At 57.2% G+C, this 13,334-nt stretch carries 5 protein-coding genes; 1 reads left to right on the forward strand and 4 read right to left on the reverse strand.

What is annotated here, in order from left to right:
- Positions 1-423: 423 nt before the first annotated feature.
- Positions 424-8,928, forward strand: a complete 8,505-nt coding sequence (locus tag HHI26_RS02345) for a glucoamylase family protein (RefSeq protein WP_241008218.1) — start codon at positions 424-426, stop codon at positions 8,926-8,928.
- Here the strand turns inward: HHI26_RS02345 and HHI26_RS02350 are convergent.
- The 4 genes from HHI26_RS02350 to HHI26_RS02365 all read right to left on the reverse strand — a co-directional run bounded on the left by HHI26_RS02350 (position 8,910) and on the right by HHI26_RS02365 (position 13,291).
- Positions 8,910-9,821 (reverse strand): LysR family transcriptional regulator, encoded by a 912-nt coding sequence (locus tag HHI26_RS02350; RefSeq protein WP_171148531.1) that lies wholly within the window; start codon positions 9,819-9,821, stop codon positions 8,910-8,912. The genes HHI26_RS02345 and HHI26_RS02350 overlap by 19 nt on opposite strands.
- Before the next feature lies 1 nt (position 9,822).
- Positions 9,823-10,584: a YdcF family protein gene (locus HHI26_RS02355; protein ID WP_171148532.1), complete on the reverse strand. Its 762-nt coding sequence runs from the start codon at positions 10,582-10,584 to the stop codon at positions 9,823-9,825.
- A gap of 134 nt (positions 10,585-10,718) precedes the next feature.
- Positions 10,719-11,744: an alcohol dehydrogenase AdhP gene (gene adhP, locus HHI26_RS02360; protein ID WP_133846527.1), complete on the reverse strand. Its 1,026-nt coding sequence runs from the start codon at positions 11,742-11,744 to the stop codon at positions 10,719-10,721.
- Positions 11,745-11,770: 26 nt separating this feature from the next.
- A complete protein-coding gene (locus HHI26_RS02365) occupies positions 11,771-13,291 on the reverse strand; it encodes an aldehyde dehydrogenase family protein (RefSeq protein ID WP_133846526.1) in 1,521 nt (506 codons plus the stop codon).
- Between the last annotated feature and the right edge of the window lie 43 nt (positions 13,292-13,334).

The following is a 13,334-nucleotide window of genomic DNA, read 5'->3' on the forward strand; positions in this document are numbered from 1 at the left end:
AATTTCTCGTTTTGTGAGGCCTGTACCATGTCATTTCTTAGTGATGTTATGAAGCGTATTAACACGGCAACGACATCGACGGTAACGTGCCCGTTGTGTGGACACCGTTCATCTCATGCAGCCAGCAAAATTCGTCAAAACCAGACATTACTTTGCCCTGCCTGTAAATCACTGTTTATTGTTAATCATCAGTAAACGCGACTTCACCTATTTCATCGACCACCCTTCTCGCAGCTGCTGAATTTTGATTGTTTACACCATTCAGAGAGATCGTTTCTGAAATGATTTCACAACTGCTCCTGTGCGTTTCCCCGCCTGACGAGCAATAATATGAAATTAAGCATTAAATCTCCATTTATGACGATGTTACGCGCAAAAATCGCCACAATAAAAACAGCCTGGACGGGGGCACCTGCCCGGGCGATGGATAGTGTGATTAAAGCAGAATTATTTTCAGCCGCTCAGATGGCGCATTTCGGTCAGAAACTGGCGCGTTCGCATCGATTATCACCTGATAAAATCCCCTGGTATCTGCTGAAACGTCTGGACGACAATGAATCAGTCATTGCCCAAAACTGCTATCTGCTCAATAAAGTCGATAAAATCAGTATTGCCCCAGCGGGCGAATGGTTGCTGGACAACTATTATCTGATTGAAGAACAGATCCGCATGGTGCGTCATCATTTGCCAAAAAACTTCGGCAAAGGCCTTCCAGTACTGGCCTCCCCTCATGCCTGCCCGCGTATTTATGATATTGCTTCCGAAGCCATTGCTCACGGTGACGGGCGCTGGGATGTCAGCAGTCTGTCGGGCTATATCAACGCCTATCAGCAGGTAACGCCACTCACGCTGGGAGAACTCTGGGCCTTGCCCGGCATGTTACGTCTTGCGCTTATCGAAAATCTGCGCCGCGTGAGCAGCGAAGTGGCTCAGGCGCAAAAGGAGCGTAACCTCGCCGATGAGTGGGTCAGCCAGATTATCACCTGTGCTGAAACGACCCCGGCCGACCTGGTGATGGTCATCGCTGATATGGCGCGATCCCGCCCGCCACTCAGCAGCGCGTTTGTTGCCGAACTGGTCCGCAGATTACAGGGGCGTGGCAACCTGCTTGCCCTGCCCCTGACCTGGATGGAACAGCGACTGGTGAAAACCGGCATCACCACCGATCTGCTGATCCACCGTTTTAATCAGCAACTCGCGGCCAGCCAGCTCTCTGTCAGTAACAGCATTGCCGGATTGCGGCTGTTAAGTGAAACCAACTGGGCCGATTTTTGTGAAGCTCAAAGCCTGGTCGAGCAGATGCTGCTTCAGGATCCTGCCGGGATCTACCCGTTGATGCACTTTGATACCCGAGACCATTACCGGCACGTGATCGAGAAACTGGCCCGCACCAGCCGCTTCAGTGAACTGGACGTGACCCGCCACGTGCTGGCATTGTCACAGGCGGCCAGTGCCATCCTGCCGCAGCATCATATCGGCCAGTATCTGATCGGCGAAGACCGTCATGTGCTGGAAAAACGCCTGGCCGCCAACACCAACTGGCTAACGCATCTGCGTCATCGATTCAATCAGGAACCCCTGCTCGCCTGGCTCGGCAGCCTGAGTCTGTTGACCGTTGCTTGTACTGCAGAGGTGTTGCATGCGACTGCGGAACAGGGGCTGCGCTGGCCGCTGTTGCTGCTGGCGGTTCCACTGTCGATGGCGATCGGTCAGGTGGTTCTGCATCTGCTCAGTGAGGCGACAACGCGGTTTCGCACACCGGAGCCATTGCCGCGGATGGATTTTTCCAGCGGCGTACCGGCAGAATTCAGTACACTGATTGCCATTCCCTGCCTGCTGACCAGCCGTCAGGCAACCGATGCATTGCTGAATAGCCTGGAGGTCTGTTATCTGGGGAATAACAGTGCCCATCTCTATTTTGCGCTGCTGACCGATTTCAGTGACGCGGAGACAGAACACTCTCCTGAAAATGATGCGCTGCTGGCATGGGCGCTTTCACAGGTCGACGCCCTGAACCGTCGCTATGCGGCGGATCGCCCGCTGTTCCTTTTGCTGCACCGCTCACCCGAATGGAACCCGCAGCAAGGTGTGTGGATGGGCTATGAACGCAAACGGGGAAAACTGGCGGCGTTGAACAGCTGGTTGCGCCAGCCAGGCTCGCAATTTTCCCACCGCGTCGGGGATGAGAAACCGTTCCCTGCCCGCGTCAGGTACGTGATCACACTGGATAGCGATACGGTATTGCCCCGTGACACGGCGCACAAACTGGTGGCCACCATGGCGCACCCGCTGAATCATCCGGTTTATGATGCCGCGACAGGCAGAGTGATTAAAGGTTACGGGATTTTGCAGCCAGGTCTGGCTGAAGAAATCCCCCTGTCAGGACAGGGGCGCTATGCCGCTATCTGTAGCAGCGTACCGGGTAACAATCCTTATTCGATGATGTCGTCTGATATCTATCAAGATTTGTTTGGTGAAGGCGCCTTCGTTGGCAAAGGCATCTATGATGTCGATATCTTTACGCAGTCCATGCAGAACACCTGTCCCGATAATCTGGTACTGAGCCACGATCTGCTGGAAGGCTGTTATGCCCGCTCCGGGTTACTGAGCGAAGTGCTGCTTTATGAAAAGTATCCGGCCAATTATCTCTCTGATGTTGCACGCCGCACCCGCTGGATTCGTGGCGACTGGCAGTTGCTCAACTGGCTGACGTTCCGGGTGAAAAAAGCGGATGGTTCACGTGAGAAAAACCCGTTAAGTACCTTATCACGCTGGAAATTATTCGATAATCTTCGCCGGAGCCTGGTTGCGCCGTCGCTGCTGCTGCTGATATTTTCCGCTCTGCTGCTGGTCCCCAACCCACACTACTGGCTCGTCATGCTGGCACTGGTCCTGCTGTTGCCTGCTGCTCTGGCCATCGTTCAGGATCTGTTGTTTAGCAATCGGCCTGTCTGGCAGCGCCTGACGGCTGTCGCGTCGGGAACGCTGCGCCGCCTGACACACCTTATTCTTAACTTTGCCACCCTGCCGCATGAGGCCGCCTTCTCGTTGCTGGCGATTGTGAAAACGCTGTGGCGTTTGGGTGTTTCACACCGTCACCTCAATCAGTGGGCCAGTGTTGACCCCTGTCACGAGGGAAACAAAACCTCCCCGCTGCGGTTTTACCGTGCCATGGCATTCAACGTGGTTTGCGGTGTGTTGCTGCCAGCGTTAACCGCCCGTTATGCCCCGCTACTGCTTGTTTTTGCCCTTCCCATCGGCGTGCTGTGGTGCCTGACCCCCTTGATCCTGAGCTGGCTCAGCCGTTCCCCTGCGCCTGTCGCGGCAGCGCTGAATGCCGGACAGAAACGTTTTTTACGCCACAACAGTCGTGAAATTTGGGCATTCTTCGACCACTTCACCCAGGCCGAAGAAAACTGGCTGCCACCGGATAATTATCAGGAGTTTCCGCAGCCCACCGTTGCTCATCGCACGTCACCCACGAATATTGGTTTGTCGCTGATGGCAAACCTGACGGCCTGTGACTTCGGCTATATCCCCGCCGGTGAAGTACTGAGGCGTGTATCGCTCACCCTGGACACGCTGGATAAAATGGAGCATTACCGTGGGCACCTCTACAACTGGTACGACACCCGTACGCTGAAGCCCCTGAATCCACGCTATGTCTCCAGCGTGGACAGTGGAAATATGGCCGGGCATCTGCTGACGCTGAGTGCCGGTTTATCGCAGTTACGTACCCAGCCCGTCATCGATATTGATCGGATGCTGGTAGGCCTGGATGACACCATCACGCTGCTGGAAAACCGCTGGGGACAACATGCCCCGACCACTCTGCGCCAGCTGCATAAGCACTGTCGCAACGCGCATGAACTGCCTGCGGCACAGTTACTCGGCGAGCTCAGAAAAATGCAGGCATTGAGCCTGCGCCTGCATCCCACCCTCTCCGAAGACAACGGCCCCATCAGTCACTGGATTGGTCATCTTCAGCGCCAGCTGACATTATTCTGCCATGCCTGGTCCTCACTGCTGGGTTGGGTCACTGCAGGCTGGCAGGAGGCCACGCTGCCTTCGCTGACGTGGCTGTCAACCGCAACGCCAGCAGGAGCAGGTACACCCACAGTAGAAACGCTGGCAGCGGCTCGCATGCAGATCGACATTATTGCCGAACTGGAACAGCGGCTGGCGGCACATGCCCACATGGATTTCACCTTCCTCTACAATGAGGTGACCAGTCAGCTCAGCGTCGGCTATGACTGTGACAATAACAGGCTGGACACCAGTCATTACGATCTCTTCCCCTCCGAGATCCGTCTGACCACCTACCTGACCATTGCCACCAATCAGCTACCACTCAAGAGCTGGTTTGCCCTGGGACGCCTGTTTACCCGCATCGATCGCGATACGGCGCTGATGTCCTGGAGTGGCTCGATGTTCGAGTACTTAATGCCCAATCTGGTGATGCCCACCTATCCGGGCAGCCTGCTGAAACAGATGAGCCTTTCTGCGGTGCATCGGCAGATTGAGTGGGGAAAACAGCGTGGCGTGCCCTGGGGCATTTCAGAGTCAGGGTATTACGCGTTTGACCCCCTACAAAATTATCAGTACCACGCCTTTGGTGTCCCCGGTCTTGGACTAAAACGCGGCCTGGCGGGCGATATGGTGGTGGCCCCTTATGCCACTTTCCTGGCACTGCTGGTTGCGCCTCACAAAGCCTGTGACAATCTTGTCGTACTGGAAAAAAACGGTGCGCGTGGCGAATATGGCTTTTATGAAGCGCTGGATTACACCCCTTCCCGCCAGGCCAGCGGCCAGCGGTTTGCCGTTGTTCGCTCCTGGATGGCCCATCACCAGGGCATGTCGTTTCAGGCATTATCTCACCTGTTACACAATGCCCCGATGACAGACCGGTTTATGGCTGTCCCGGCTTTTCAGTCAGCACGTCTGCTGTTGCAAGAGCGGGTGCCGAATAACATCGAGCTCTACAGTCCGCGCAGGCACTTCGATGCGCCGGAAGGAACGCTGTTACCGGTTCACTATGATCCGCGGGAATTCACGGATGTGGACAGCGCCGCGCCTGAAGTTCAGCTGTTGTCGAACGCGCGTTATCATCTGATGGTGACACAGGCAGGTGGCGGCTACAGCCGCTGGAACGATCTGGCCCTCACCCGCTGGCGCAGCGATACCACCTGTGATAACTGGGGTTCCTGCTGCTACATCAGCGATGTGAAAAGCGGCGAAGTGTGGAGCAACACCTGGCAGCCTTCCGGCTCAACACCCGATGATTACAAAGCCTCCTTCACCGATGCCGGCGCAGAGTTCACGCGCAGGCAGGGAACGCTGCATATTAAAACGCAGATTGTCGTTTCCCCCGAAGATGACATCGAGCTGCGTCGTATCACGCTGGTCAACAGGGGACGTCAGCCACGGACGGTGGAACTCACCAGCTACGCCGAAGTGGTGCTGGCTTCCGCCGACAGCGATCTGTCCCACCCCGCCTTCAGCAACCTGTTTGTTCAGACCGAGTGGGTCTCTGCCCAGGAAGCGATTCTCTGTCACCGCCGGGCACGCACGCCGGAGGAACAGAGTCCGTGGCTGTTTCATATGATGGTGGTGCATGGCAGAACGGAGAAAACGGCCTCATTTGAAACCGATCGTGCCGCTTTTCTTGGGCGCGGGAATGATACCGCTAACGCCCTGGCTCCCACCCGGAGCGGGCCGCTGAGCAATAACGTCGGTGCTGTACTCGACCCGGTGATCGCCCTGCGCCAGCCGCTGGTGTTACTCCCCGGCGTACCGGTCACCCTCGATATCGTTTACGGCGTCACGGGCAGTCGAGAACAGAGCCAGGCATTGCTGGAGAAATACCGCGACTCCCCGATTGCCGATCGCGTCTTTGAACTGGCATGGTCACATAGCCAGATTGTGCTGCGACAGATTAATGCCAATGAAGACGATGCGTCATTGTTCAATCGCCTTGCCAGCGCCGTGCTGTTCCCTGGCCCTGAACTGCGTGCAGAGGCGCAGATTATTGCCCGTAATCGTCGTGGGCAGAGCGGTCTGTGGGGCTGGAGTATCTCCGGCGATCTGCCGATTGTGATCCTGAATATTACGCATTCGGACAGTATTCCGCTGATCAATACGCTGATGCAGGCCCATCATTACTGGCGTCTGAAAGGTCTGGCGGTCGACCTGGTGATCCTCAATGATGGCCCGGGAGGCTATCAGCAGACCCTGCACAACCAGATTATGGACCTGATCGCCGCCAAGTCTGCGCCAGGAATGACGGATAAGTCGGGAGGGATTTTCTTACGGAATGGTCAGCATCTCTCCGCAGAGGATCGCACGCTGCTGCTGAGTGTGGCACGGGTTGTGATTGACGATCGCGCGGGTGGACTGGAAGAACAACTCAATTTGCGTGTTCAGGGTGCCGTCTCCTCGTCGCTTGCCCTGGTCACGCCAGCCGTACTCCCGGTGAACCAGCACCTTGACTGGCAGCCGGATACCGCTGCGCTGCTTTGTTTCAACGGCCGGGGGGGCTTTTCTCCCGACGGGCGCGAATATCAAATCCTGCTGGATGAACATGGATCCACGCCTGCACCCTGGTCGAACGTAATGGCCAATGCGCAGTTCGGCACCGTGATTTCGGAGGCCGGACAAGCCTATACCTGGTATGAAAATGCGCACGAATACCGTCTCACGCCCTGGGAGAACGATCCCGTCAGTGACCGTTCAGGGGAAGCCTTCTATCTGCGTGATGAAGAAACCGGTGCCGTCTGGTCACCCACCACTCTACCCGTACAGGGGCGCGGCCCTTATCTGAGCCGTCACGGGTTTGGCTACAGCGTCTTCAGCCACCGCGAAACCGGGCTGGATAGCGAGCTGACCGTGCTGGTCGCTGAGCATGCGCCGGTGAAGCTGGCCATTTTAACCCTTACCAACAACTCAGGCCGCATTCGGAAAATCTCTGTCACGGGTTATGTTGAATGGACGCTGGGTGAATCGCGCAGCAAGTCAGCCATGCATATCATCACGCACCCTTCCACTGTTCGCACCGGCTGCGGTGTGCTGGCCAGTAACTACTACAACAGCAACGGCTCTGAAAGAACGGCATTCTTCGCGGTGACCGGGGCACACTGTTCACTGACAGGTGACAGGCGGGCCTTCCTCGGCCGTCACGGTTCACGCCGTTCCCCAGCGGCGATGCAACAGCAGCGACTGCCGGATACCACGGGCGCAGGGCTTGATCCCTGTGCGGCGGTGCAGTCAGCCACCACGCTTATTGATGGCGACCAGCGCACGTTCATCTTTGTACTGGGCGTGGGGCAAAATCAGCAGGAGGCGGAAGCGCTTATCGCGCAATATCTGGATGAGGATGCTGCTCGCCATGAGCTGGCGCAGGTTCATCAGTACTGGCACCGGATTCTGGATAAAGTGGTGGTAACCACGCCCGATCCAACGGTCAACCTGCTGGTGAACGGCTGGTTGCTGTACCAGACGCTGGCCTGTCGCATTATGGCGCGCAGCGGTTACTACCAGTCGGGCGGCGCCTTCGGTTTCCGTGACCAGTTGCAGGATACGCTTGCCCTGAGTCACACCGCACCTGAGCGCCTGCGTGAACAGATTGTTCTTTGTGCCTCCCGGCAGTTTATTGAGGGCGATGTCCAGCACTGGTGGCATCCTCCTCTCGGGAATGGCGTGCGTACTCACTGTTCGGATGATTACCTCTGGTTGCCGCTGGCGATTTGTCATTACATCACCACGACCGGCGATATAACGCTGCTGGAGGAGTCCGTCCCCTGGCTGGAAGGCAAACATCCGCAGCCCGGTGAAGAGTCCGTTTACGAGCAGCCCACCATCAGTGCTCACGAAGATACCGTCTGGCTGCATGGTCTGAAAGCCCTGCTCCACGGCCTGCGTTTTGGGCAACACGGCCTGCCGCTGATGGGGACGGGTGACTGGAATGACGGGATGAACCGGGTGGGGAGTGAAGGAAAAGGGGAAAGCGTCTGGCTTGGCTTCTTCCTCTACGATATTTTACGGCGTTTTGGCGCGCTGGCAGAACAGCGGCAGCAAACGGATATTGCCCTGCAATGCCGCAAAGAGGCAGACCAGCTTCGCGATAACCTTAACAGCGCCGGCTGGGACGGTGAATGGTATCGACGCGGTTATTTTGATAACGGCGAACCGCTGGGTTCCCATCTGTCGCAGGCCTGCCAGATTGATGCTATCGCGCAGAGCTGGGCTGTCCTCTCCGGTGCCGGAACGCCGGAACAGTGCGCAAAAGCCATGCAATCACTGGATGCACGGTTGGTTGATGACAACGCAGGGATGATCAAACTGTTAACGCCGCCGTTTAATGGCGATGGGCCGAATCCCGGCTATATTCAGGGCTACGTCCCGGGCGTGCGTGAAAACGGCGGGCAGTATACGCATGGTGCTATCTGGGCGGTGATGGCCTTTGCCCAAATGGGCAACAGTGAAAGAGCCTGGCAACTGTGGTCGTTGATCAATCCAATCAATCACAGCCTGGATGCCGATGCGGTGGCACGCTATAAAGTTGAACCCTGGGTGATGACGGCGGATGTCTACAGTGTCGCACCACACACCGGACGCGGTGGATGGAGCTGGTACACCGGATCGGCGGGCTGGGCTTACCGCCTGCTGGTGGAGTCTCTACTGGGGATTACCCGCCATGCGGATGCGCTGGCAGTCAGGCCATTACTGCCTGCACACTGGCCTTCCGTCAGCCTGACGTATCAGCATGGCAGCAGCGAATATCATATTCAGGTGGTGCGCAGTGAGGGGGATTATCACATCACGCTGGATGGCGCGGATCTGACGGAGGATTGCATTCCCCTACGGGATGAGGGGCAGCACCATCATGTGACGATCCACCTGGGAGGGGAAGATCAATCCGGCACCCGCTGACGGCATACTGTCAACAGGAGTTGCCGCAGCCAGCGGTGCGCCGGGTCCACTTCCGAGCGCGGGTGCCACATCTGTGACACGGTGATGGCACCGGTTTTGACCGGCAGTTCAAAACGGTACAACAGCCCGGCTGGCTGATTAAGCAGGAAGGATGCCGGCACCAGCGCCACCAGATCGGAGGCGCGCGCCACGGACAGCGCCGCCGGAAAAGCAGGCACCACGGCGCTGACCCGGCGTTGCACGCCCTGCTCTGCCAGCGCCTGGTCCACCGGCCCTTCCGCCCTTCCGCTGCGTGAGGCCACCACATGTCCCCAGGCAACATAGTCACTGACGCTGACATCAGGTAACTGCGACAGCGGATGGCCCTGACGCACCACACCGACGAAACGATCGCGGAACAGCGCCTGCACACGAATCTCCGGGCCCATCTCGCCCAGCACACCAATCTCCAGATCCACGCGTCCTTCGCGCAGCGGCTTGACGCTTTTCTCCGGTTTGGGGGCAAAAACCAGACGGACCAACGGCGCGGATAGCGCTGCTGTCGCAATCAATGCCGGGCCAAAAGCTTCAACAAATCCGTCATTGGCGCGCAGCGTAAACGTGCAGTCCAGACTGGCGGGATGCTGTTCGGCCACCGCAGGACGCAGCACCGCACGGGCTTCTAAGACCGCGTTCTGACTGCGTTCGCGGATCGCTTCGGCCCAGGGCGTCAGCACCATGTTGCGCCCGGCACGCACCAGCAACGGATCGCCCGTAACGCTGCGCAGGCGGCTGAGCGTGCGGCTCATGGCCGAGGCGCTTAAGCCCAGACGGCGCGCCGCTGCCGCCACGCTGGCCTCATTCAGCAGCACATCCAGTGCAATCAGTAAGTTGAGATCGGGTTCCGTCGTCATTTCAGCGCACCAGCGCCGCCAGTTCAGGTTCGGCCATCAGCCGCTGCCAGGCATGTTCCACTGCGTGAGGCACATCCACATGGCCGATAAACCCGAGGCCCAGGGGACCATAGCCCTCTTTGTCATCACGCAGCCGCCGCACTTCTCCCAGCACCATCGAAACATAGCGGTCCAGTGCCCACAATCCCTGTTGCGATGCCGCCCCGGTGATGACCGGCTGGTCGTCCTGTAACACCAGCTGCGGCACGAACACCGGCCAGCTGATGAAATCGACCTGTTGCCCCTGGCGCTGCCACTCATGATGGAAGGTTTCGGTGGTTCTGCGCTGCATCAGCGGGTCCTGAATCAGAATGATACGCTGTGCCGGCATCTCTCGCGCCAGCAGATTTCGACGGCTGAAGGCAGCATTCTCCCCGCAGTGACGTGATTGATCTTCAATGATCAGCCGATCTGCCTTGATGCCGGAGAGTTGCACGGCTGCGTCGGCCAGCAACTGTGCTTCGCTCGATGCATCGCTGTTGACCTGCACTGTGTTCAATGCGGTTTTCAGCAGTTCAGTGGAGTGACCCGTGCCGCCGCTCAGCAACAAAGGAATTGAGGTGTCAGCCAGCCGGGTAAAGGCCCCGATCAGCCCCGGCAGCACGGCATGGCCAGCCAGAATAGCCACATCAGCGTGCAACTCCTGTTCGCCGTTGACATCATTAACGGCAAGCCAGTGTGAAATGGTATTAAGAGAGTCAATGTTCTGCGGGGTCAGGATCATATGCGGGCTTTTAATAAGTGAACACCTGGCAGATGATATCACTGATACTTTACATTTTGCGAACAGGCATAGCGCTGAAGCTATGCCTGCTGTGAAACCCGGATTAATCCGGTGTTGCCGTCGTCAGACAGACATTACAGGGCCAGATCGACCACGATGCGGCCTTCAATTTTCCCGGCATGCATGCGGGCAAAGATATCATTGATATTGGCCAGCGGCTCAACCGAAATATTCGCCGCTACCTTGTGGCGACCCGCAAAGTCGAGCGCTTCCTGCAGGTCTTTACGCGTCCCCACGATCGAACCGCGCACGGTAATGCCGTCCAGCACCATATCGAAGATCGACAGGTCAAATTTACCCGGTGGCAGACCGTTCAGTACCATGGTGCCGCCGCGACGCATCGTACCAATCGCCTGTTCAAAGGCTTTGGGTGATACTGCCGTCACCAGCACCGCATGTGCGCCGCCGAACGTGTCTTTAAACACTTTTGCCGGGTCAACGTTACGGGCGTTTGCTGTGACAGTGGCGCCGAGACGTTTGGCGAAGGCCAGTTTTTCGTCGTCGACATCCACGGCGGCCACGTTAAAGCCCATCGCTACGGCGTACTGCACCGCCATATGGCCCAACCCACCAATACCGGAAATGACCACCCAGTCACCCGCTTTGGCTTCGGTCATTTTCAGACCTTTGTACACGGTAACACCAGCACAGAGGATTGGCGCGATTTCATTGTAATCAACGTTATCCGGCAGGATGCCAACGTAGTTAGCGTCGGCCAGACAGTATTCGGCAAAGCTACCGTTAACCGAATAACCGGCGTTTTGCTGCGAATGGCACAGGGTTTCCCAGCTGTCCAGACAGTGTTCGCAGTGGCCACAGGCAGAGTACAGCCAGGGGACGCCCACGCGATCCCCTTCCTTTATATGCTTTACGCCTTCACCTACCGCGACGACATAACCTGCGCCTTCATGGCCCGGAATAAATGGCGGCTGAGGTTTCACCGGCCAGTCACCTTCGGCAGCATGCAAGTCAGTATGACAGACACCGGTAGCCACCACTTTCACCAGCAGTTGGCCCGGTCCGACTTCAGGGATCGGCACCTGCTCAATCACCAGCGGTTCGCCAAAGGCTTTCACTACTGCGGCTTTCATCGTTTTCATTATTCAATCCTCGAAAGAAAACAGGCTTAAAACAGCCCTAACGGTGCTGTGTCATAACTGACCAGCAGATTTTTGGTTTGCTGATAGGCATTCAACGCCATCTTGTGCGTTTCACGGCCCACGCCGGACTGTTTGTATCCCCCAAAGGCCGCATGTGCCGGGTAGATGTGATAGCAGTTAGTCCATACGCGTCCGGCCTTGATGCTGCGGCCCATGCGATACGCCAGATTGGTGTCACGCGTCCAGATACCTGCGCCCAACCCGAACTGGGTTTCATTGGCGATGGACAGCGCTTCGGCTTCATCTTTAAAGGTGGTGACCCCGATCACCGGGCCAAAGATCTCTTCCTGGAAGCAGCGCATCTGGTTGTCGCCCTGGATAAGCGTTGGCTGAATGTAGTAGCCGTTATCCAGCTCTTTGCTGATGCTGGCACGTTCACCCCCGGTCAGGATTTTTCCGCCTTCCAGGCGCGCGATATCAATATACGAGAGGATTTTGTCGAACTGCTGACGTGATGCCTGTGCGCCAATCATGGTGTCGGTGTCCAGCGGATCGCCACGACGGATGGTCGCCACTTTCGCCATCACTTTTTCCATAAACGGCGCATAGATTGATTCGTGGATCAGTGCGCGTGACGGACAGGTGCAGACCTCCCCCTGGTTGAAGAAGCCCAGAACCAGCCCCTCTACCGCCTTGTCGATAAACTCTGGCTCGCCGTTCATCACATCGGCGAAGTAGATATTCGGTGACTTGCCGCCCAGCTCGACGGTGCAGGGAATAATGTTTTCTGCCGCGCAGGCCATGATATGACGGCCAACCGGTGTGGAGCCGGTAAAGGCGATTTTGGCAATGCGCTTGCTGGTTGCCAGGGCTTCGCCCGCTTCACGGCCAAAGCCCTGCACCACGTTGAGCACGCCAGCCGGGAAGAGGTCGCCTGCCAGTTCCAGCAACAGCGTGATACCCAGTGGGGTTTGCTCTGCGGGTTTCAGCACCACACAGTTTCCGGCTGCCAGCGCCGGGGCCAGTTTCCAGGCGGCCATCAGCAGCGGGAAGTTCCACGGGATAATCTGCCCGACCACGCCCAGCGGTTCATGGAAATGGTAGGCCACGGTTTTTTCATCGATTTCGTTGGCGCTCCCTTCCTGGGCACGCAGGCACCCGGCAAAGTAACGAAAATGGTCAACCGCCAGCGGCAGGTCGGCATTCAGCGTTTCGCGGATTGGTTTACCGTTATCCCAGCTTTCTGCCACGGCAAGGTATTCCAGATTGGCTTCTATACGATCGGCCAGCTGTAACAGCAGATTAGAACGATACTGCACGCTGGTTTTTCCCCAGGCGTCGGCCGCACGGTGGGCGGCATCTAACGCCGCCTCGATATCACGGGCATCAGAACGCGGGAACTGCGCAATGTCGCTGCCGTTCACCGGAGAGGTGTTCATAAAATACTGACCGCTTTGCGGTTCGACGAATTTGCCATCAATAAAGTTGCCATAGGCCGCTTTGAAAGACACTAAAGCACCGGGTGTACCAGGATGGGAATAACGCATCGCAAAATCCTCTTGTAGGGTAGGTCTTTGAGAGATAAACAAC

It is taken from the genome of Erwinia sp. JH02, from assembly GCF_013074405.1.
Taxonomy (GTDB): Bacteria; Pseudomonadota; Gammaproteobacteria; order Enterobacterales; family Enterobacteriaceae; genus Erwinia; species Erwinia rhapontici.

Excerpts from the sequence above, each read along its gene's own strand:
- adhP (WP_133846527.1), bottom strand. The coding sequence starts at position 11,744 with ATGAAAACGATGAAAGCCGCAGTAGTGAAAGCCTTTGGCGAACCGCTG.
- HHI26_RS02345 (WP_241008218.1), top strand. The coding sequence starts at position 424 with ATGGATAGTGTGATTAAAGCAGAATTATTTTCAGCCGCTCAGATGGCG.
- HHI26_RS02355 (WP_171148532.1), bottom strand. The coding sequence starts at position 10,584 with ATGATCCTGACCCCGCAGAACATTGACTCTCTTAATACCATTTCACAC.
- HHI26_RS02365 (WP_133846526.1), bottom strand. The coding sequence starts at position 13,291 with ATGCGTTATTCCCATCCTGGTACACCCGGTGCTTTAGTGTCTTTCAAA.
- HHI26_RS02350 (WP_171148531.1), bottom strand. The coding sequence starts at position 9,821 with ATGACGACGGAACCCGATCTCAACTTACTGATTGCACTGGATGTGCTG.